At 39.0% G+C, this 22,895-nt stretch carries 20 protein-coding genes; 9 read left to right on the plus strand and 11 right to left on the minus strand.

The genetic code is table 11. The annotated features are described in order from the left end of the window. The first annotated feature begins 67 nt into the window (after nucleotides 1-67). The 4 genes from WC639_00600 to WC639_00615 all read left to right on the plus strand — a co-directional run bounded on the left by WC639_00600 (nucleotide 68) and on the right by WC639_00615 (nucleotide 11,392). Nucleotides 68-8,770, plus strand: coding sequence for an FG-GAP-like repeat-containing protein (locus WC639_00600; GenBank protein MFA6306294.1), 8,703 nt, complete (start codon nucleotides 68-70; stop codon nucleotides 8,768-8,770). Between the two features lie 5 nt (nucleotides 8,771-8,775). Then, on the plus strand, nucleotides 8,776-9,060 hold the full coding sequence (locus tag WC639_00605) for a hypothetical protein (GenBank protein MFA6306295.1): 285 nt from the start codon (nucleotides 8,776-8,778) through the stop codon (nucleotides 9,058-9,060). A gap of 87 nt (nucleotides 9,061-9,147) precedes the next feature. Further along, complete coding sequence (locus WC639_00610; protein MFA6306296.1) at nucleotides 9,148-11,103, plus strand: RHS repeat-associated core domain-containing protein; 1,956 nt, start codon at nucleotides 9,148-9,150, stop codon at nucleotides 11,101-11,103. Between the two features lies 1 nt (nucleotide 11,104). Beyond that, nucleotides 11,105-11,392 (plus strand): hypothetical protein, encoded by a 288-nt coding sequence (locus WC639_00615; GenBank protein MFA6306297.1) that lies wholly within the window; start codon nucleotides 11,105-11,107, stop codon nucleotides 11,390-11,392. Between the two features lie 371 nt (nucleotides 11,393-11,763). Here the strand turns inward: WC639_00615 and rpmA are convergent, their stop codons facing one another. After that, the gene (gene rpmA / locus WC639_00620) at nucleotides 11,764-12,045 is read right to left on the minus strand and encodes a 50S ribosomal protein L27 (GenBank protein MFA6306298.1); all 282 of its coding nucleotides are present in this window, start codon (nucleotides 12,043-12,045) and stop codon (nucleotides 11,764-11,766) included. A 225-nt stretch (nucleotides 12,046-12,270) separates the two neighbouring features. On the opposite strand from rpmA, the gene WC639_00625 reads away from it, so the two are divergent. From WC639_00625 to WC639_00645, 5 genes are read left to right on the plus strand one after another with little or no spacing between them, the layout of a single operon-like run. Beyond that, nucleotides 12,271-12,672 carry an Rrf2 family transcriptional regulator gene (locus WC639_00625; protein ID MFA6306299.1) on the plus strand — a complete coding sequence of 134 codons (402 nt, stop codon included), beginning with the start codon at nucleotides 12,271-12,273 and terminating at the stop codon, nucleotides 12,670-12,672. After that, nucleotides 12,669-13,409, plus strand: a complete 741-nt coding sequence (locus WC639_00630) for a L,D-transpeptidase family protein (protein MFA6306300.1) — start codon at nucleotides 12,669-12,671, stop codon at nucleotides 13,407-13,409. Before WC639_00625 ends, WC639_00630 begins: the two co-directional genes overlap by 4 nt. A gap of 24 nt (nucleotides 13,410-13,433) precedes the next feature. Then, nucleotides 13,434-13,853 (plus strand): iron-sulfur cluster assembly scaffold protein, encoded by a 420-nt coding sequence (locus WC639_00635; GenBank protein ID MFA6306301.1) that lies wholly within the window; start codon nucleotides 13,434-13,436, stop codon nucleotides 13,851-13,853. Between the two features lie 9 nt (nucleotides 13,854-13,862). After that, the gene (locus WC639_00640; GenBank protein ID MFA6306302.1) at nucleotides 13,863-14,132 is read left to right on the plus strand and encodes a NifU family protein; all 270 of its coding nucleotides are present in this window, start codon (nucleotides 13,863-13,865) and stop codon (nucleotides 14,130-14,132) included. Between the two features lie 29 nt (nucleotides 14,133-14,161). After that, nucleotides 14,162-15,373 carry a cysteine desulfurase family protein gene (locus tag WC639_00645; GenBank protein MFA6306303.1) on the plus strand — a complete coding sequence of 404 codons (1,212 nt, stop codon included), beginning with the start codon at nucleotides 14,162-14,164 and terminating at the stop codon, nucleotides 15,371-15,373. A gap of 54 nt (nucleotides 15,374-15,427) precedes the next feature. On the opposite strand, the gene WC639_00650 is transcribed toward WC639_00645, so the two are convergent. The 10 genes from WC639_00650 to WC639_00695 all read right to left on the minus strand — a co-directional run bounded on the left by WC639_00650 (nucleotide 15,428) and on the right by WC639_00695 (nucleotide 22,850). Then, a complete protein-coding gene (locus tag WC639_00650) occupies nucleotides 15,428-15,706 on the minus strand; it encodes a hypothetical protein (protein ID MFA6306304.1) in 279 nt (92 codons plus the stop codon). 1 nt (nucleotide 15,707) lies between these two features. Beyond that, on the minus strand, nucleotides 15,708-16,316 hold the full coding sequence (pilO, locus tag WC639_00655) for a type 4a pilus biogenesis protein PilO (GenBank protein ID MFA6306305.1): 609 nt from the start codon (nucleotides 16,314-16,316) through the stop codon (nucleotides 15,708-15,710). After that, nucleotides 16,303-16,857 (minus strand): PilN domain-containing protein, encoded by a 555-nt coding sequence (locus WC639_00660; protein MFA6306306.1) that lies wholly within the window; start codon nucleotides 16,855-16,857, stop codon nucleotides 16,303-16,305. Before WC639_00660 ends, pilO begins: the two co-directional genes overlap by 14 nt. Nucleotides 16,858-16,878: 21 nt before the next feature. Further along, nucleotides 16,879-18,060 carry a pilus assembly protein PilM gene (pilM, locus tag WC639_00665; GenBank protein MFA6306307.1) on the minus strand — a complete coding sequence of 394 codons (1,182 nt, stop codon included), beginning with the start codon at nucleotides 18,058-18,060 and terminating at the stop codon, nucleotides 16,879-16,881. Between the two features lie 48 nt (nucleotides 18,061-18,108). Then, the gene (locus tag WC639_00670; GenBank protein ID MFA6306308.1) at nucleotides 18,109-19,365 is read right to left on the minus strand and encodes a hypothetical protein; all 1,257 of its coding nucleotides are present in this window, start codon (nucleotides 19,363-19,365) and stop codon (nucleotides 18,109-18,111) included. A 3-nt stretch (nucleotides 19,366-19,368) separates the two neighbouring features. Then, nucleotides 19,369-19,953 carry a hypothetical protein gene (locus WC639_00675; GenBank protein ID MFA6306309.1) on the minus strand — a complete coding sequence of 195 codons (585 nt, stop codon included), beginning with the start codon at nucleotides 19,951-19,953 and terminating at the stop codon, nucleotides 19,369-19,371. Continuing rightward, nucleotides 19,953-20,633 (minus strand): PsbP-related protein, encoded by a 681-nt coding sequence (locus tag WC639_00680; GenBank protein MFA6306310.1) that lies wholly within the window; start codon nucleotides 20,631-20,633, stop codon nucleotides 19,953-19,955. The genes WC639_00675 and WC639_00680 overlap by 1 nt, the downstream gene beginning before the upstream one ends. Before the next feature lie 10 nt (nucleotides 20,634-20,643). Then, nucleotides 20,644-21,120 (minus strand): hypothetical protein, encoded by a 477-nt coding sequence (locus tag WC639_00685; GenBank protein MFA6306311.1) that lies wholly within the window; start codon nucleotides 21,118-21,120, stop codon nucleotides 20,644-20,646. 71 nt (nucleotides 21,121-21,191) lie between these two features. Next, nucleotides 21,192-21,644: a hypothetical protein gene (locus tag WC639_00690; protein ID MFA6306312.1), complete on the minus strand. Its 453-nt coding sequence runs from the start codon at nucleotides 21,642-21,644 to the stop codon at nucleotides 21,192-21,194. 21 nt (nucleotides 21,645-21,665) lie between these two features. Continuing rightward, complete coding sequence (locus WC639_00695) at nucleotides 21,666-22,850, minus strand: type II secretion system F family protein (GenBank protein ID MFA6306313.1); 1,185 nt, start codon at nucleotides 22,848-22,850, stop codon at nucleotides 21,666-21,668. Nucleotides 22,851-22,895 lie beyond the last annotated feature (45 nt).

A 22,895-nucleotide genomic window follows, 5' to 3' on the forward strand; every position in this document is an offset into this window, starting at 1 on the left:
ACAATAATATGTAATAAATAAAAAGAGTAAAATAGCAATTGAAAGTTGCTATTATGCCAATAAAATTATGCCTAAAAGCAATAAATTTGTTGCCAGCCCAGTATTTTTTATGCTGGTTTTTTTATTTATTTTTTCTTGGCCATGGCTGTCGTCTGCCGAAGATGGAGATCCTATGTATGGCTATGAAAGAGAAACTAATCAAGGTAAGTTAAATATTGAAACGGATTCGGCTACCGGCGCTTTTATTTTTAACTACCCGATTGTAGTTCCTCCCGGAAGAAACGGAATACAGCCGGATTTAAATTTATCATATAACAATCAATCGGAAGATCTTGACAGTCCATTTGGCTATGGTTGGTCGATCAATATTCCTTACATTGAACGAATTAACCGCAAGGGATCTGAGGATTTATTTTCTACTGAATATTTTTATTCTTCAATGAGCGGTGAATTAAGAGCAAGCTCTACCGTTGAAGGAATGATTATGGCGAGTATGGGGAGAAGCGACACGCCAGCATTTTATGTATGGGATTTTAAAATTTCCATGACAACTCCGGAAAATATTATTGAGACTGAGCCGGAGTCATTTTCTGATTTGCTAATTGACACCCTCGAAGACATAAATAATCGAATAGACAAAACCGATATCCCGGAAGCATATCAACTGAAAGTGGATAAAAAAGGCGATATTTTAGAGAGTAAGGAGATTGATTGGGTAGTTAAAAAAGAGGACGGGACGCTAGAGAACAAAGGTAAAATAATGGTGTATGATTATATCTCTGATAAAAAAGTAAGCCAAGGGAAAATAGAAAGAGATGGTAAATTTATTGAAGAAGATTTATCCAAAAGAACCGGCAATGCCCGCTTTTACAAAACCGGGAAAAAGGTAGGAAGCGAAGAAGAGATAGTCGGACAGTTTTATTCAGGCACCCCTTTTATTAAAGTAGGTAATGAATGGCATCATTCTGAAACAGCCACGACTACTGTTGAAGCATTTAAAAAACAAACCGGAAATAATTTAATCGGGATGATATTCGGGGTTGGAGCAACTGCGGCTACAAGCACTATCTACTCTGGATCCGGAGACGGCAGGACAAATCAGGCTAACGCAGATTGGAATACATGCCGTAACGCTACGACAGGCAATGACGCAAGCTATACACAAAATTATCTTACGCCAACCGTCAGTAAAGACGCTACTTTGTATTATATTGGAAGATCGAATATTCCCGCGGACACATCTTCTCTACCTGACGATACCACTATTTCCGAAGCTACTTTGCATGTTTATAAAGAAGGCGGCGCTGGCACAGGCACAACCAGTTTGGCCGTTGTTACTACTAGCCAGGCCAGCCCGATTTCATTAACAGCCGCTGATTATGATCAATATGGAAGCGCGGACTTAGGGAATTTTGAAGTTTCTACAAGCGATGCCAACGAAACGGAATATACCGCGAGTATTTCTGACCCGGAAGCTAATATTAGCAAGACCGGATATACAATGTTGGGGTTAAGAGATAAGACATATGACATGAATAATTTACCGCAAACAGGATATTATTATACTCATCTTCACTCTTCCGAATACACGGGGACGGATTATGACCCTTATTATGAAATTACTTATACCATGCCTCTCGCGCCATCAACTCCCTCTGATTTATTAGTTGAAAATTTAGCTAATCCATCCGCCGTATTTGATAATGCTCCTGAATTTTCAGCAATCTACAATGATCTTGATTCCGGCGATAACGCGGTTAATTATCAACTTCAGGTTTCAGCTTCAAACACGGATTGGACTAGTACGTTGTGGGATAGCGGTAAAACTTTTATGGCGACTACCACCGAGGGAAGCAGATGTAATGATATTTCTTACGCTAGCTCTGCTCCCTTGCCTTTTAACGGAGCGACATACTATTGGCGCATCAAATTTTGGGACGACGAAAATAACGAAGGAGCATGGAGCGATGGCAATAATTATTTTACTATGTCAGGTGAATACGGAGCAAAATCGGAAAATGGAGATTTTATTAAATATGAATATATAAATGCTGAAAAATGGACAGCCACAACTAAGGACGGCACTGTTTATAAATTCGGCCATGCTACCAGCACAAAGCAATTTGACTCCGCCACCTCAACTAATATATTTAAATGGATGCTGGAAGAAGTAAGAGACAGAAATAATAATTATATTAAATATGAATATTATAATGACAATGGACAAATTTATCCATATAAAATAATTTATACAGGCAATAATACAACTGATGGTATATTTGAAGTTGAGTTTTTACGGGAATCAAGGGATGATGCTATCAAACAACATAATTCCGGATTTAAAGTTCAGACTGGCTATAGAATTTATGAAATAAAAGCGAATATTAATGGCGCGTGGGCGAGAAAATATGAGTTAGATTATATAACCGGAGATAATGATAAAAAGTCCTTACTAGATTCAATTACCGAATCGGGCATCAATGAACAGAATAGCACAATCACGCTTCCGAAAGATGAATTTGCTTATCAGGCTAAAACTAAAAGCTGGACGCATGATGATGGTTATACCATACCTACGGATATTGTAAAAAGCGACGGTAAAGACGTTGGCGCCCGTTTTGCGGAGGTTAACGGTGATGGGCTGATTGATGTAATCACTGACCCTTACGTCTATACAAACGACGGTGATGGAACAGGCTGGACCGTAACAGATTATAATATGCCTGTTTATTCTACTAACCAATACAGTAATGACCTGGGCGTTCGTATAGCCGATGTTAACGGCGATGGTTTAGCGGACATACTCCAAAGCACGGAATCCGAGAATAAAGTTTACATTAAAAGCGGAAGCGATACGGGCTGGATTTATGACAGTAATTATACTATTCCTGAAGATTTTATTTTTTCCGGATATAAGGATGCCGGCGTTCGCTTGGTTGACGTAAACGGCGACGGTTTAACCGATATAATTTTTGCCAGAGACAATCAGACAAAAAAAGTTTATATTAACGACGGTGACGGAACGGGATGGACCGAAAATAATAACTATAAAATTCCAGGTTCGCATACATCGTTTGTCAGCTATAGGGGGGAAGATATGGGAGTTAGGCTTCTTGATGCCAATGGCGACGGGCTGGTTGATATTTTAAGAAGTATTAACGGTACCAGGGAAGTTTATATAAATAAAGGTGATGGGACCGGTTGGTTTTATGCGGGCATAGGCGGTTTTGCTCTAGACTTTGCATCAAACATAGGATATGACAACGGCGTTAGGTTTGCCGATGTTAATGGAGACGGTCTTATTGATATGTTAAGAAGCTATGATGGCTCATACGCTGTTTATATTAATCAAGGTGTGCTTTCGGGCAGCTGGGTTCTAGATGCCGGCTATATAATTCCTGTGGATTTTATTGGTGTTAACGCTTACGGCCGCTTTGATAATGGAGCTCGTTTGGCTGACGTAAACGGCGACGGCCTAGATGATATATTATATAGTAGAAACGGGCAAACAAAAAAGGTTTATATCTCTGATAATCATAAGGCGGATTTGCTTTCTCAAATAAATCATAGTAAAGGGGCGGAAACCAAAATTTATTACAAAGGATCTCCCGGATATCTTGATTCTTTTGGCAATATTTTAAATCCAAATTTACCAATAGTTATGCAGACAGTGAAAAATATTGCCGTGGATGACGGTTTAGGCAATATAGCGACTACTACTTATGAATATCAGGGAGGAGATTATTATTATAATAGCGAGTATGACAATAAGTTGGCCGGATTTAATAAAATTGTTAAAATTGACGGGAACAATAATATTACAAATATCTATTATCATCAGGGCAACGATACGGCTTCAACTACCGGAGAATTTAGCGATGATGTATCAAAAATAGGCAGGGTATATCGCACCGAAGTTTATAACAACGACGGCAAGCTTTATTCAAAGAGTATTAATAAATGGGAAAAATACGCTTTGGGCAATGAAAGAGATTTTGTAAAATTAACTCGTTCGGTTGATTATATTTACGATGGTGATTCCGACCACAAAGATAAGGCGACTACCTATGATTATGATGACGCGTATGGCAATATTACTGAAAAAGTATTCTGGGGAGAGGTAACGGGCAGTGATGACGGCACATTCACGGACGCTGGCGCCGATAAAGCGTCGACGATAATTTCTTATGCGGCAAGCACCACTCTTTATGTCGTCGGATTACCTTCGCAAGAAACAACGTATAACCAAAGCGACAGCAAAATAAAAGAAACAAAATACTATTACGATAACCTATCGTCAGGAAATGTTGCTTACGGTAATTTAACCAAGGAAGAAAAATGGAAATCGGGAAACGATTATATTGATATTGAAAAAACATACAATACTTACGGTTTGGTAACCCAGGAGAAAGATCCGCGCGACAAAGCGATTAATTATACATATGATGTTTATAATTTATATAAAGCAACCAGCACTAATCCATTATCTCAATCCGCTGATTATTATTATGATTATTCCGCCGGAAAAATTAAAAAGACAGTAGATCCTAATAATCGGGTGTTTGAAGTTATCTATGATGGCTTGGATAGGATCACCGAGGAGAGACAGCCTGATATTGGCTCGCCCTCATCCTTGGCTACAAAAACAAATTATATTTACTATCATTGGCTGTCTCCTCGTAGCGTCAAACAGGTTGACTATCTGGATGGCGCGACAAGTATAGAAAAATATACTTATATTGATGGTCTGGATAGGGTTGTGCAGGAGAGAAAAGAGGCTGAAGATTCAAATTTTTCCGTAAAAGATTTTACTTACAATGACGCGGGCCTCTTGGAAATTGAGACCTTGCCTTATTTTTCCACCGGGACTTCAACTTCTGGCGTTACGAGCAATAGCGCTCTCTATATGGCTAATTATTATGATCCATTAGGAAGGGTGGCCACTTCGTCTAATGTAATTAGCACAACCACTTATGCATATGACCAATGGCGAGTTACCATAACTGATGCTCTTAATAATACTAAAGATTTATATAAAGACGCGTATGACAATTTAATTCAGGTTGATGAGCACAGCGGCACGAGCACTTACTCAACGCTGTATGAGTATAATTTACTTGGTAATTTGACTAAAATCACTGACGCTTTAAGCAATGAAAGGAATTTTACTTACGATAACTTAGGCAGGTTATTGAACAGCGAGGATCTGCATGCTCCTGGCGACTCGTATTTTTCTTCTGTAACTATGGCCTATGACGATTCAGGTAATTTAATTGAAAGGATTGATGGAAAAAATCAAACTGTAGACTACACCTATGATGATATAAATAGGATATCAACCGAAAATTATTTGGGATTAGCCGGAACAGAGGTTGAATATGGCTACGATAACTGCACCGAAGGAGTGGGAAGATTGTGCCATATTACTTCCTCCGAGGCGATTAGCAGTTACACGTATAATGCGCTCGGCTTAATTAAAACAGAAACTCGTAATATAAATTCGGTGGATTATTCAACGGCATACGATTATGACAGGCGGGGACAGCAAACGCTGATTACTTACCCTGATAACTCCCAAGTCAGATATGCATACAATAACGCGGGCCTTATGGAAGCAGTCGACCAAAAAGAAAATGGCGAAGCATTTTCTGATATAGTTAGCGACTTTGATTATAATCCGCAAGGTGACACAACCTATGAAGTCTTAGCGAACTATACTTCAAGCGCCTATACATATGATGAAAATAACTTATATCGCTTAATAAATAAATTAACCGCCGGCCCGGAAGAATTTATTATGGCAAGCATGGGTAAAAGCGATAAGCCGGCGTTTTATATGGAGATTGAAAGTTATGACTTTAAAATATCTATGACAACTCCGGAAAATATCCCTAATTCAGGGGGCTCTTCTAACTCCCTCCTTGATATTCTTGAAGATCAGAACAATCAAATAGATAAAACGGGCGTACCCGAGGCATATCAATTAAAAGTAGATAATAAAAGCGATATTCTGGAAAGCAGAGAAGAAGATTGGATTGAAATTAAAGAAGACGGCTCCATTGAGAATAAAGGTCGGATTATGAGCTACGATTATATTTCTGACAAAAAACTTGAAGGCAATTTTTTATTTAATGGCCGCCAATATACGAACGCGAAGATTGTAGAAGAAAAAGAAAATACTAAAACTATAGTTTTTTATTCGGGGGATCATTTTTATCAAGGCGAAGATGGAATTTATGAAATTGTCCATGGGGCGACTACTACAATTGAAGCCTTTTTAGGCCAAACTAAAGTCAGCTGGTTAGGAAAGATTTTTGGCCAGGAAGCTTTCGCGACTGATTATTATACTTCTTCTGATAAGTCAATTTATACTCAAAGTTCTAATTTTTCTACGGCTCACGACGCCACTTCAGGAACTGTTTATAACCAATATGTTACTTGCCATTGGTCCAGCGACGGAAATTATCAGGTGCAGAGATATTTTGCCAATATAGATACTTCCGCGATTGGTCCCGGCTATGCCGTAACCGCTGCTTCATTTACGGCTTATACCGGTAAACGAAGGAATGATAACGCTGGCAACATGGCATATAATATATATAATTCTAGCCATACGGACCCCGCTGATCCTGATTCATTCAATGACGCCGGAACTACTGCGTGGTCAACGGATAAATCTTGGGGTTCGTTAACACCCGATGGATTTTTTACTTGGGATTTCAATACTGCCGGAAAGGCCGGAATTAATATGAGGGGAACTACTTTTCTATCCGCCAGAGAATCATATTATGACGTTGGAGATGTGGCTCCAGTTGCTAATAATACTGAAGATGGTTATTCCTTATTTTTAACCAGTAACGCAGGTTCCAATGATCCTTATTTATCAGTAACTGTTACGGCATCCGGTAATCCGCCGCTATCGCCTACGGATCTTTTAGCAGAGGGCCAATCTAATCCGACAGGTGTAACAGATTTAACTCCTGAATTTTCAGCCATCTATACCGATTCTGATTCCGGTGATAGCGCGGTAAGCTACCAGCTTCAGGTTTCGGCTTCAAGCACTGACTGGACCAGTTTAATGTGGGACAGCGATAAATCTCCTCTGGCGACTACCACCGAAGGCAGCAGGTCTCCGGATATATCTTATAATAGCATCACCCCTTTAGAAATGGGCGGCCCTGCTTATTATTGGCGCATCAAATTTTGGGACGACGAAGATACCGAGGGCGCTTGGAGCACGAGCACGGCTTCGTTTATTATGGCCGGCTCAAACAACATCCAAAATTTTAATTATACTTATGACGATATAGGCAATATTGCCAAAATTGAAGACTACTCCAATAATAACGGGGCTAAAATTATTGAATTTAATTATGATGATTTATACAGATTAACTAGAGCTTCCAGTACCATGGCCTCTTCCACCAATTTTCTGGAAACCTACTCATATAACGCCATCGGTAATATTACAAATAAATTAGATGTGGGGAATTACCTCTATCAAGGCAATTCCGGCACCAGCCAAGCCAATCCTCATGCCGCCACCTCGATTGACGGCGCGACAAACGCCTATGACCATAATGGCAATTTAACCAGCGACGGAATCTGGGATTATACCTGGGATTACCGCAATAGGCTCATAGAGGCTACTAACGGCACTTCTACCCTGCGATATGGTTATGACCACGAGGATAATCGAATTTGGGCCTTTGACGGGGTGGCGACGACTACTTATATAAATAAGTATTATAATATTTCAAGCACGGGGACTAGTACTATAAATATCTTCGCTAATAATCAATTAGTCGCTACCATAGAGGGTAATGGAATTGCGACCAGCACATATTATATCCATACCGATCACCTTGGCGGGTCAAATGTAATTACTGATGAAAACGGCGACGTTGTACAGCTATTGGATTATTATCCGTTTGGGGGAATACGCCTTAATGAAAAAGAAAGTGATTTTGATGAAGCACGTAAATTCACGGGGCATGAATATGACGCAGAAACTGGACTCAATTATATGATTGCCCGTTATCAAAATCCTGCTATAGGAAGGTTTGTTTCTCAAGACAAATTAGTTAATGATATCGGGATAGATACAAGGCAGTTTAAACAGAAATATGGGAAAGAATTTAAAGAAGTGTTAAGCAATCCTCAAGAATTAAATAGTTATAGCTACGTTACGAATAACCCATTAAAATACAGAGATCCTAATGGAGACTCTGGTTTTAGTGTTGTTTTTGAAGCTCTCGGAAAAGGATTATCAAGAATAGCAGGTCCATTTGCCGTTGCAAGTTATGCATATGATTTATTTAAACCAAGTCCTGCCGGTGGAGATCTCGACAAAGGCCAGAGTTATACAAACGGAACAATTGCTCCAGACAAACAAAATAACAATTTTGGCACTGGTGCTGTAGTTGCAGGAACTGTTAAACAAAGCGGTATGCAAATAGGTTCTAAAGTGGAAGGGTTTGGAGAAGTCATTGGAAATACCCCCGGCAAAATTACTGGTTTTTTCAGAGAAGGCGCACCAAATCCTTATCATGGCCTGGATCAGGCGATTACAAGAGGGGTAAGCCCAAGCGAAATTATAGATACTGTAAAAAATCCGTTAATTACCTTTAGACAAGGGAATGGTAATATATATAGGTTGACAGAGAAAGCAGCTGTAGTCTTAAATCAAGCAGGTAAGGTTGTTACTATATATGGAAAATCTGATTTCTATCCTAAGGTAGTTCAACTATTAACAAAAATTATTAAATAAATTATATGAAGAACTTAAGTACTTTAGAACAATATAATAAACTTTATACGGAAGTTGTCAAAATTGTTAATAAAATTGATCCGTGCTTTTATAGCGGTCCAGAAGATGAATATGATTATAATGTTAATCAATTATTGAGTTTTATCAGAGATCATCAAATTAATCTGGAAAATTTTGATCCGAAGTTGAAAATAATATTTTTTGGTCAAAACGCGATTGAAAAAGAAGAATCAGAAAGATTGTTGCATCTGAGTCAGTTGTTAAAAAGCTTACTCAGCGATTGGTTATAATAATGATTTCCCTTCCCTATATTGTATAGGCTGGGTAATATATAGATATATTATTTTTTCCTCTCTCATATATAATTAGCTCCTCAAATGAATAGACGATTTTCTTTGCAAATATATATTTTTTTATTTATTTTTTCTTGGCCATTATTGTCGTCGGCCGCTACTAATCTTCTAACAGAGGGCCAATCTAATCCGACGGATGTAACAGACTTAACTCCTGAATTTTCAGCAATCTACAATGATTCTGATTCCGGTGATGACGCAGTAAGCTACCAGCTTCAGGTTTCGGCTTCAAGCACTGACTGGACCAGTTTAATGTGGGACAGCGATAAATCTCCTCTGGCGACTACCACCGAAGGCAGCAGGTCTCCGGATATATCTTATGCCGGCGACTCTCTCTCGGAAATGGGCGGTTATGCTTGTTATTGGCGCGTTAAATTTTGGGATGAAGAAGATACCGAGGGCGCTTGGAGCACGAGCACGGCTTCGTTTATTATGGCCGGCTCAAACAACATCCAAAATTTTAATTATACTTATGACGATATAGGCAATATTGCCAAAATTGAAGACTACTCCAATAATAACGGGGCTAAAATTATTGAATTTAATTATGATGATTTATACAGATTAACTAGAGCTTCCAGTACCATGGCCTCTTCCACCAATTTTCTGGAAACCTACTCATATAACGCCATCGGTAATATTACAAATAAATTAGATGTGGGGAATTACCTCTATCAAGGCAATTCCGGCACCAGCCAAGCCAATCCTCATGCCGCCACCTCGATTGACGGCGCGACAAACGCCTATGACCATAATGGCAATTTAACCAGCGACGGAATCTGGGATTATACCTGGGATTACCGCAATAGGCTCATAGAGGCTACTAACGGCACTTCTACCCTGCGATATGGTTATGACCACGAGGATAATCGAATTTGGGCCTTTGACGGGGTGGCGACGACTACTTATATAAATAAGTATTATAATATTTCAAGCACGGGGACTAGTACTATAAATATCTTCGCTAATAATCAATTAGTCGCTACCATAGAGGGTAATGGAATTGCGACCAGCACATATTATATCCATACCGATCACCTTGGCGGGTCAAATGTAATTACTGATGAAAACGGCGACGTTGTACAGCTATTGGATTATTATCCGTATGGCGGAATACGGCTCGATGAAAAGAACGGTTTATTTGATGAAAAGAAAAAGTTTACCGGTCATGAATATGACGCAGAAACTGGACTCAATTATATGAATGCGAGATATCAAGATGGAAACATCGGACAATTTTTATCTATTGATCCGATGTTTTTTGATGTTGGAAAAGATAAAGCGATATTTAAACAGCAATATGATAAAGATATGGCCGCATTATTATCTAATCCGCAAGAATTAAATAGTTATAGTTATGTAGTAAATAATCCGATAAACAAAAAAGACTTAACAGGAAAAGCTTTTGTCGTAGATGATGCTATCGGTTTTTTGGGAGGAGGATTAGTTGGGGCAGTTGTTCAGGGTGTTAGCTCTATTATAAATGGGCAGACTCCCCAATTAGCTGAACTTTCAGGTTCGTTTGTAACTGGAGGAATTATAGGATGGGGAGCTATTAATTCTCCTGAAACACTTGGCGCATCAAATGCAATTTCTGCCGCTATTATAACAGGGCTTTTGGGAGGATTTTATGGAGATTTAACAAAACAAGGAATTAATATAGCAACAGGAAAACAGGAAGGTGGTATTAATAGTAACGAGCTTAGCTCCAATACTCTTATTACTGCGGGTGCAGGTGGTTTAACGCAAGGTGTATTACCGAATGCAAAAGTTCCAGGGCTATCTTCTGGCCGCGGAAATATGAACGCAATAGGTGAATCAATGAGAACAAAGACAGTAAATGGTACAATAAAAAGTATGTCAATAAATTCTGCTACAAAATCCGCTGTAGGATCTCAAGCAGCCAATCTCTATCGTACAATCGTAAATGGGGCCGTAGATATAGCTCGTTCAATTTATAATAAAATTAAAGAAAAATAATATGAATGATTTAACAAAAAATAAAAGAATAGGATTGATAATTTTATGTTTTACGGTAATTGTTTTTTTTCTCTCAATTTTATTTTTTAATCAATCTGGTACATATATACAGTATAAAAACTTAAATTATATGGTTAAAATGCTAATACCGTATGGATTAGCGATTTTAGGTTTATATTTTGGTTTGTTTTTTGCTAGTGGTAAAAAAGTAGCTAATCAAGTTGGGATAGGGTTATTAACATTATTGATTATTGCATACATTTTAGGAATTTTAATTCATAAGAATTAAAAATATAAAATAAATCATTAAGCAAATGATTTCCCTTTCCTATTGTATAGAATAAGACTAATAAAATGTTTATATTATTTTTTCCTCTCTCATATACAATTAGTTCCTCTAATGAATAGACGATTTTCTCTGTAAAAATATACGCAGAGTGGTCACGTCGGTGGAGTTTAGCCTCGGGCGGGCATACTCGCTTTGTTTCTCACATTGAGGCAGAACCGCCGGGAATCGCACTCCGATATTTCGCGGCACGGGTTCCTTTCCCTCTAGTATAGGAGAGATGATAAAAATTTGTAATATTTTATACTAGCAGAAAAAGTAAATATTACATAAAAAAAGACAGCGTTTCCGCTGTCTTTTTTATAACTTTAAGATTATTTTTGCGCTACTACGTTGACGGTTTTCGCCATTACCAGGCGATTATCGTATCTCTTGATTTTTTTGGTGGAAAATTTTACCAAACCGGCGATGCCGGCGAATAAAGTATCATCTTTGCCGATTCGGACGTTTTTGCCCGGCCGATATTTTGTCCCGCGCTGGCGGATAATAATTGATCCGGCTTTGGCGTATTCTCCGTCCTGAAGTTTTACGCCTAAGCGCTGACTTTGCGAATCGCGGCCTAAGGTTGTAGAACCGCCGGCTTTTTTATGTGCCATATTATAAAAAATTAAAAATAAAATATCAAAAATAAAAATATTTTTGACTATTTAAATATAACAAAAGTTCATTTTAATGTCAAGTTTGCAGGCCGGCCGGCAGGGCTTGACAGCTAATTATAGTATGTTAGTATATTAATACCAACTAATTTAGTAGGAATTCACCCCGTTAAATAATTTTGTCTTCGGCAAAATTAGCGCGGGGCGCTATTTAACGGGGTAATTATGATTTTTTCCACTCGTTCAACTTACGGCCTAAGGGCGATGATAAATTTAGCCAAGCGCCAAAAGCTGGGCAGCGTTTCTTTGGCCATAATCGCCGAAGAGGAGGATATTTCTTTAAAATATCTGGAAAGATTATTCGCCAGACTGAAAAAGGCCGGTTTGGTGAAATCTGAAATCGGAGCCGGCGGCGGCTATAAATTGGCCAGACCGGTTAAGCAAATTAATATTTATGATATAATTATAGCCTTAGAGGGTAAATTAAGCGCCTTCCATTGCACCGGCAACAAAGAAAAAATTTTTTGCAGTAATCAATGCAAATGCGAGGTAACTTTGGTTTTAACCAAAGTCGAGCAGGCGATTAACTCAACCCTGAAAGATATTAAGCTCGGACAATTATTATGAGGATAATATTTATAATTTCAGTTTTATTTTTATTGGCGTTGCCGGCCTCGGCTCTGGCCGGCCCGGACAGCGATAAAGACGGCGTTCCAGACGAGGATGAAATTAAAATATATCATACTGATCCGTTTAGGGCTGATACCGACGGCGACGGCCGTAGCGATTGGATAGAATTAAATAATGGTTATTCTCCGCATAATCCAGAAAAAGTAAAATTAGAAAATAATGATGCTGACGGCGATGGGTTATCGGATAAAATGGAGTTAAATTTTCATGCTGATTTAAGTAATCCCGATACTGACGGCGATGGGTTTAAGGATGGTGAAGAGGTTAATGCTGAATACGATCCGACAAAGCCAGGGGAAGTAAAATTAACTAAAAAAATAGAAATAAACACGGGCCAAGAGCAAAAATTGTATTATTTTTTAAATGACGTCAGAATGGGAGAGTTTAAAATTTCTTCAGGCAGATCAAGTATGCGCACTCCTCTGGGAAATTTTAAAATAGACGGCAAAGCGCCGCGCGCCTGGTCAAAATACGGCCTGTGGATGCCTTACTGGATGAGCTTAAAAAACGGTTATTTCGGAATTCATGAATTGCCCGAGTGGCCGAACGGGGTTAAAGAAGGGGAAAATCATTTAGGCGCGCCGGTTTCGCATGGCTGCGTCAGGCTAGGAGTAGGGCCGGCGGAATTTTTATATAATTGGGCGCCGATCGGCACGCCAGTAAAGATATATTAAAATTTAAATTTTTAACTAATTTTTATGCAATATTCTAAAAAAGTCATTGAGCATTTTAAAAATCCCCATAACCAGGGCAGGATTAGCGGCGCCGACGCTATCGGCCAGGTAGGCAATCCGTCTTGCGGCGATGTCATGAAAATTTATTTGAAAATCGGAAAACCCGCCTCCGCTAAAGCTACGGCGAGGCAAGTAAAAAAAGGCGAAAAAATAATCAAAGACATTAAATTTGAGACCCTGGGCTGCGCGGCCGCGATTTCGGTTTCTTCGGCCTTAACCGATATGGTTAAAGGCAAAACGCTTAAAAAGGCTTTAGAGATAACCAAAGATCAGATAGTTAAGAATCTTGGCGGTTTGCCGCCGGTTAAAGTGCATTGCTCAATGCTCGGCGTTGAGGCGTTGCACCAGGCAATAGAGAAATATAACAAATCGCATAACTCATAACGTAAAAATATGTCTAAAAAAATAATCAAGAAAATTAAAGAAAGTAGCACGGAAGATGAAATTAAAAAAGTTTTAGAAACAATCCGGCCGTCTTTGCAGATGGACGGCGGCGATGTGCATTTCGTTGATTTTGACGTTAAATCAGGCGTTTTAAAAGTGGAATTAATGGGCCATTGCGCTCATTGTCCCATGTCCTCCATAACCTTAAAGCAGGGGATTGAGGCGGAAATCACGAAGGCGGTGAAAGAGGTAAAAGAGGTTAAAGCCGTTCAAATGTAAAATTAAATTTAATTAATTTTTATGATTTTATGAATAAAAGAGCAAAACCGATCTATCTCGATCATAGCGCCACAACGCCGGTGGATAAAGCGGTCTTAAAAGCCATGCTGCCGTATTTCAGCCAAACTTACGGCAACCCTTCTTCGCTCCATAGCTTCGGCCAGGCGGCTTTAGCCGCGGTTGATAAGGCCAGGGAACAAACGGCCGAAGTTTTAAATTGCGCGCCGAGAGAAATAATTTTCACTTCCGGCGCGACCGAGGCGGACAATCTGGCTATTTTCGGCGTGGTCGGCGCTTTAAGCCGAAATAATCAAGGCAAAAAATTGCATGTTATCACCTCGGCCATAGAGCACCCGGCGGTTTTAGAGCCTTTCCATCAGCTTGAAGCCAAGGGCATTGAAGTTACTTATCTGCCGGTCGGGAAAAACGGCGTAATAAATTTGGAAATTTTTAAAAAAGCGGTGAAAGACAATACGGTTTTTGTTTCCATAATGTACGTTAATTCCGAAGTCGGCGCTATCCAGCCGATTAGGCAAATAGGAGAGATTATTAAAAAAATAAATAGCGCCAGAATAAAAGATAATAATAAGAATAAAATATATTTTCACACCGACGCGGTGCAGGCCTTAAATTTTTTAAATTGCGGTTTGAAATATTTGCGCGTTGATTTATTATCCCTGTCCGGCCATAAAATTTACGGCCCTAAAGGCATAGGCGCGCTTTTAGTTAAAGCCGGAACGCCGATTAACGGCCGGCAACTGGGCGGGCACCATGAAAAAAATCTAAGAAGCGGCACGCTTAACGTGCCCGGCATAGTCGGCCTGGGCGAAGCGGTTAAAATCTGCGCCGAAAACCGCGAGAAAAATAACAAGAAAATTCTGAAATTAAGAAATAAATTTATCGCCGGAGTTAAGCGCCTGATCCCCGGAGTCATTATTAATACTGATATAAAAAATTCTACTCCGTCCCACGCCAATATTTCATTTGCCCAAGCCGAGGGCGAAGCGATTTTAATCGCTTTGGATTTAGAAGGCTTGGCCGTTTCTACCGGCTCGGCCTGCGCTTCGGCCAGCCTAAAAGCTTCGCCCGTGCTTAAAGCCATGGGCGTAAAAGATGAAATCGCCCATAGCACTATTAGATTTACTTTTGGGAAAAATAATACCGAGGCGGAAATAGCGGCGGCTTTGAAAATTCTGCCCCCGCTCATCGAGAAATTAAGGCGCATGGCGCCGGAATTATAATAAAAAATAGGCGCCGCGGATTGCCGAAGCGCCTGTTTTTTTATAGGAAGTTATCTAGCGGAAAGGGCTGACAATATTTTTTAATTCTTTGGGCGCGGTTTTTTCCGCTAATTTATTTATTATAATATTAAATTTGTCTATATTAACCGTATCTATGGCCACTTTCTCTTTAAGGATTAAAATTTCTTTAGTTTGCGTTATGGTTTGATAAAAATTTTTATATAAAAATAATGATATAAAAGTTAAAATTATTAAAGTTATAATGATAACCGCCGTTGCCGTTAGGCTGGATAATTTTTTAGGAGTTAATTTAATCGGTTTTATTATTATCATATTATTTCCAGTAAGTGTCAGCGATGACGAATAGATTAATGTTATTGGGTTCATTCTCGGGAGCTGGAGTTTCTTGGCCGTTATTTTTAATATTTGGCGCTGTTTGTCTGCCGCCCGAAGATGACAACTCCAACGTTTTCATATTTATATAATAATTTAAAGATTCCAAATCTATTAAATATTTTAGTTGTTTGGTGAATTTGCCTGTTGTGGAAAGCTGGAGGTCAATTTTTTGGAAATCTTGGCTTTTCGTTGCTTGAGGCGGGCTTAAATTTATTTTCTGGCTTATTTGGTTATTCTCGGCTTTATCCTCTAGGCTGGTAATAAATTCCAGCTCGCGATTTTTATTGATAAAAATTTGATCTAATAATTCAAGCTTAGGCTCAATTTCATTTAAGTTTTTAGTTAATTGCTTTAAGCTTTGGCCTTTAATATATTTTTTTTCCAAATCTTCTCTTTGCGCTTCTATCGACTGGCCCATGGCTTTAATTTCTCTGACGGTAGGGATGACAATAAAATAAATCAAAGATAAAATTACTATTAGAAAGCCGGCCAGGCTGGCGGTGATTTTATTTTTTAGATTAAATTTTAAATATTTACTGCTGTCCATATGCGCTTAGTAAGTTTGCTAAATTTATTTTGGCGTTAATTTCAAAATTAATATTTTCTTTTTCTAAGATATTTTTGACGGGTAGGTCAATATTTTCAAAAATAGTTGTAGTTTCCATTTTTTGCTTAAAATTAAGCAAACTGTCGCGCAGGTCGGCTCGGCCGTTAATTTTTATTGTTTTTTCTTCAGAATTAATTTTAAGATAATATAAACTAACGTCTTCAGGCGTTATGTCGGCCACGGTTTTCAATAGATTTGACCAGGGGATAAAGCCGTTTTGTATGGTTGCCACAAAATCTATTTTGCTGTTTATGCCTTTTATTTTATCATTATAGCCCTGGTTGTTTCGGGTCACTAAAGTTGTTTGGTCAACAACGTCATTGAATTTCAACTGGAGTATGGTTTTAGCGGCTAAAAGGATAATGGCAATAACAATGGTAATAATAATCAAAGTCAGATTGATTTTTTTTATAAATAAGTAAAGATGCCGCAGCTTGATTTCTTTTTTTAATTCCTCTGAAATAAGGTTTAGAGTAAGCATAGTAATTTTGTAATTGCCTGGCTATAATTCATCTATGAAAATTCCTCTTAGAGCCAGCCCGAAGGCGGTAGTAAAAGTAGAGCTGGAGTTTTGTTTGGCCGATAAACTTTTTTGTTTATCGCCAGTATCAAATTTGGCCGACTTAAGGTCAAGGGTATGTTTTTCCGTAAAGATTTCATCTAATTTATTTTTTGCCTCGGATAAATTAATTAAGGCGTCGGCCAGCCTGACTTCAACGGGAAGCTCTTTACCGATAATTTTTTCCAGATTAGGTATATTGGCTCCGCCGCCGCACAGTAAGATTTTATTTAATGGCCCGCGCTGATGAAAATAATTTTCATAAAAGGAAATTGCTTCTTTTATTTTTTCAACTAAATTTTTTAAATTATCCGCTAGTATGTCTTTAATTACCCCGTTAGCTTTATTTTCGTCCAGGCCGCAAATAATTTTTGCTTTATCCGCTTGTTCCTTGGTTAGATTTAGAGAACGCGAAATTTTAGAAGTGATTTCTTCTCCGGTAATAGGCATGCTGACGGTAAAAAGTATGGCGTTGCCGGAATAAAAAATCATGCAGGTGTGATTGGCGCCGATATCAATCAGGCCATAATTCAGGCTAGCGTCTGTTTTAGCATTATTTCCAAAGGTTGTTATTTTTAAATTTGACGTTTCTTCTTTTAAAAGGCAGCGGCAGATGGCTAGGGGCTCGATTTCCAGCGCGATGGGCGATAGTTTAGCTTCATCAAGCAAGTCAGTATATTGGTTGACTATGTTTTTAGGCGCGGCGCCGATTAGCACAAAATATTTATCGGCCAGTTCCTCAATAATCTGCCAGTCAAAGTAGATTTCGTTAAGCGCCAGAGGAACATGTTTTTCAATTTCCGAGCCGATAATATCAGCCAGGGGATTAGGCGATTTTTCCACCTCAATTAATTTAATAAAAGTTTTTGATTCAGGCAGGCAGGCGACAACTTCTTCGGAGATAGTTTTACCGTAGAGCGGATCGGATATTATTTTTTTAATTGCTTTAATAAGCTCAAGCTTGTTTTTTATTTCGCCATTGACAATAATGCCTTGAGCCAGGTTTAATTTGCTTAAGGCTTGAATTTTTATTTTGCCCCGGCGGTTATTAAGCTGGACTAATTTTAATGATAAATCGGAAATATCTAAACCGATTGGGCGGGTTGAGTTGCTAGTCAATAGCATAATCAATTGTTTAATTCTAATATAAATTATAGCATAAATCAGCAAATTCTAATATTCTTCTTCCCAGTGCTCAACAGTAATAATCGGAGAAAATTCAGTTACGCCTAAAACTTCGCTTAAATATTGGTTATTAATGGTTATATTTATCGGCTGCCAGATGCTGGTCATGGTTAATTTGCGGCCGATTAAGCCGCCAATAATATTGAATTCCTGCGGCAGGCTTAAAGTTTTAAATTCGTCGCTGGCATAAACTACTCCGTTGACGTTTACTTCGCCCGTGCAAGGGTCAAAATTTATTTTTCTTTTAGCCAGCAAGCCGGAAGCTACTCCTGACGCATGGTTGACCGTAATGTCGCTTTGGCCGCACTGGAATAGGCAGCCCCATGAGAATTTGCCAATATTTATATCTCGGCTTGATACTAAGAGGCCATTGACCGTTATTTCGCGATCACATTTTAATTCAATGTCTCCGTCCACATAGGTGATCGGTCCGTTTAAGATTAAATTTGGGTTAGCCGCGATTAAATTATCAAATTGCGCTTTAGTGTAAACTACTGTAGCCCTGTTTTTTAGCGAATTCGGGCTGGTTGAATCAAAATCAACCGCCGGCATGGCGATGGACGCCGCTTCCGGAGGATATTCCTTGGAATGTATGGTTCCGCCGACGTTAACGGTTGAAAAATCGCTTTTATTATAATTATTCACGACATCCAAGTTATCATCTATATTTACCGTGCTGATTAATTTAACCAGCACATTTATATTTGAATGCAAGCCGCCTTCTAGAATATTTATTTGGCTGGCCGTAATATCGGTGTTGCCATCGGCGTAGCCGGCATTATTTTGCACGCCGGTCTGCCCCATGGCTCGGTAAACATAAGTTTTCACTATGCGCTGGCTGGTTTTGCCGCTGCCGATATTTATCGTTCCGGTAGAAGTAATTACGCCATGCGCCAAGCCGCTGTTGGCTATGCTTACAGTGTAAGAACCGTTATCGGAGCCAAAAGGGTTGGTTCGGGTAAAGCTGGCTGTCCAGCTGGGGTTGGTTTCAAAATTTTGCTTATAGGCGGAATTATTTTTTAATTGCCAGACCATTTCTTGAATGCCGGCTTCGGCCAAATAATAGGTTTTAGCCCCCCACGACTGGCTTTTGGCAATGCGGTTTTCAGTTAAGGTGAAGCTTAGAAGATATAAAGATAAAAATAAAATCAAAGACATTAAAAGAATGGTTAAAATAAGAGCCATGCCTCGGCTTTGTTTTACGGTAAAATATTTATTTATATTATTGGATATTCTGGCCCTCATATTTTATTGGTTTCTTGAAAAAATTGAAGTTTCTATGGTAAATATATTTTGATTTTTTGCCAAATTTAAAGAAATGTTAATTAAGCCGTTAGCCCCCCAAAATTCTAGCTCGGTAAAATATTCTCCAACCACCCGATCATCAATTATGGTTTCCAAAGGCGCCGCGCCGCCTTGGTCGACGCTGTTATAAGCAACGTAGACCGATGGTTCTTGAATAAAATAATAAGCCTTATTTTCACGCATTAAATCAGCGCCGCTAAGATAATATCTAAGGTAGGTTATTTGGTTTATATTATGGCCGTCTTGGAAGAAAATTTGATTAACCGGCGGATTGCCAGGATCGTCGTCGGTTGCCGGCAGAGCGGTAATAATATTAGCTGATTGCCTTAATTCGCGGGAGATTCTGTCAAAAGAAACTCGGGCGTTTTGCGTTAATTCGGCGATGTCGGAATTTTTATTGTAGGCGCGCTGAGTTACTAAAAAAATATCGCTTACCAGAATAATAATAATAGTAAACAAAGAAATGCTGACAATAATTTCCAAAAGAGTAAAGCCGGCGGTCGAGATTTTTTTTATTGGCTTATGCATTATTTAGTGAACTTAAATGTTGTTAAAGCTTTATTAACTTGAGCGGTAAATTCCGACGACTCCTCGCTGTATTGGATAATATAATTTAAATTTGATTTTTTTAATAAAATATTAATACTTTTGGTTTTAGCCATAAGGTTATTTAAGATGATTTTTTCACCATTGATTCCGGCCAAAGTAATCGGTTCCTCGGTTATTGATATTATTCCCGGATACTTTTTAGCTTCTGCTTTAGCTTGTTCAAGCTCATTGCTTCCGCCTTGCGACACTTCAATGGTTATGGCGCCCTGGCCGTTTTTCGGCGGCACTGTGCCGAGAGAAACGTTATTTTCCGCCCGGACTCTTATGGGCCAGTTTTCGGGAAAACTGATTTGATAAAAATAAGTATTATTTTCATAATAGCCTTTTTTCGCCGCCGGCGCGGTTTCTCCCGCTTCGGGAGTTTGAATTTTCGGCGGCGCGGTTTTCGCGGGAATCGCTGGAGTTTTAATGGGCGAACCGGTTGATGTCGCTGATTCCGCATCCGTTAAAGCTACATGTTTGGGCGGGTAATCAGGATTATTTAAAATTTGTTTAATTTTATTATCCAAATATCGCGTGTAGCTTAAATAGGCCAGAGATATCAAGCCGATGATGATTATTATATTTATAACCGATAAGCCCCGTTTCATATTATACATAATTTTATTTTTACCACTGGCTTATTAAGGTGACCGTTGAATAACTTTTTTCAGTTTTTGATAAGGCGTTGGTATAATAAATTGTTACGGAAATTCTTTTCAAGCCGGCGTCCGAAAGGCTTTTTTGCAAATTGCTGTCAACATAATCAACTATAGTTTGTCTTTGGAAATAGTATAAATAATCAGTTTGGCTATCGGAGAGGCGATGTTTGGCTTCAATCGTGCCGACGGCGATGCCGCTATAGCCTAGCGAATTCAGCTCCTCAAGTTTTTCTTGAGCTAAATATGAGGCTTTTGTGGAATTTTCCGAGGTTTTATTAATAGTTAGAGCCATGGGAAATGATTGCATTAGAGCAATAAAGGTGACGACTAAAATAGATAATGACACCATTATTTCTAAAAGGCTCATGCCGGCTTGGTTAATGAATATTTTTTTCAGTTTAAAATTTTTCCGGCTGGATATTTTAATAAAATTAAAGTTTTCCATGTGTATTTTTTATTATTATATTTATATCCGGGCAGAAAAAATAAGCGGAAAATTTACCAGGGTGAATATCTTTATTGCCCAAGCTGGATATAGCCTGACGGTTTTATATTAATGGTGGCATCGACGCCATTGGTATTGGTTAAGACTATCTGCCCGGACTGGCTGACGCCGCCGTAAAAATTAAAAACAACTTGGTTGTTGGTTAAATCAGTGATTTGTTTAAAACTCACTTCAGGATCAAGAATGACGGTTTTAACCGTGGTGGTAGCAGAGTCTATTTTTAATATTTCATACTTATCATTCATTATATTAAAAGCCACAAGGTGGATTTTTTGCTCGGTTACGGTTAACTGCTGGGCGTATCTTAAGTCTGTGGTTAAATCGCGGGCGGTGGCGCTAAGTTTTAAATTAGGCTGGTATTTCCTTAAATAAGGCATGGCTATGGTTGATAGCAGGGCGATAATGCCAATAACAACCAATAAATCCATGAGCATCGTGCCTTTATTGTCTCGGCGTAGTTGCATAATATATTTTGGCTTAGCCATTTAGATGGCTGACGTTAAAGAGTACATGGGCATAATTACGGCTATGGCCATGCCGCCGACGACGATGCCGAGGGTTAATATTAAAATCGGCTCAATTATCGCCGGCAGATTGTCCATGGTTTGGTCGATTTCGCCTTCGTAGAATTCGGCCAATTCTTCAAGAATATAATCAAGCTCGCCGGTTTCTTCGCCCACGGCGATCATTTGCACGACTACGGGCGGAAATAATTTTTGATAATTGCCGATAACTTCATTGATGGTGCCGCCTTTTTTGATTTTGTCGCTCATATCATTTAAGGCGTCGCGGTAATAGACATTGCCTAAAACATTGGCCGTAATCTGGAAGCTTTTAATGATCATAATGTCGGTTCTTAAAAGCGAGCTGATAGTCCGGGCGAAACGGGCCAGGTTTACCTTTTTAATGATCGGAGAGATAATCGGCAATTTTAAAAGTAGGCCGTGGAAAAAATATTTGCCTTTTTTTGTTTTTATCGACTGGACTAAAATTAATATGAAAACAACCAGGCCGATAAAGTAAAGCGGGCCGTTGGCGACTAAGCTGTCGGATAATTTAATCAATAATTTCGTGGCTAACGGCAGTTCGGCGTTAAAATCTTTAAACATGGCGGTGATTTTGGGGATTACGAAAATCATCATAAAAACGCCGATGCCGCACATGGCGAATAAAATCACCGCCGGATAAGTAAGCGCTCCTTTAACCTTGGAAACCAGCTCGTGATTTTTTTTAAATTGGATATATAATCTTTTTAAAACCTCTTCCAGCTTTCCGGAAATTTCTCCGGATTCAATCATGCTGATGAACAGCTGGCCGAAGACTTTTTCGTGCGGCCTTAAGCTCTCGGTAAAGCTTACGCCCTTTTCCACGTTTTTTGAAACGTCGCTTATTATTCTGGCGAATCTTTTATTGCTGGTTTGCTTGGTTAAAGTTTTTAGCGCCACCGACAAAGAAATTCCGGCTTTAAGCATTATGCCTAAGTGCTGGACAAAAAATAATTTTTCAGAGATTGGTATGGAAGAAAATTTTTCTAAAAAATGATTAATTGCTCCCATGATATTTTTTTTCTGGCCGATCGGCTTTTCCTCCCGGCTGGTCGGCGGCGCGGTTTCGGCGGTTTTTTCCGGCTGATCGGCCGGTTCGTTTTGCTCGGGTAAAATTACGGTCATAAATTATAATCGAATAAAAATTTTATGGCCGTAGAGCCCTGCCTA

It is taken from the genome of Patescibacteria group bacterium (genome assembly GCA_041662965.1).
Taxonomy (GTDB): domain Bacteria; phylum Patescibacteriota; class Patescibacteriia; order Patescibacteriales; family GWC2-42-12; genus JACPHD01.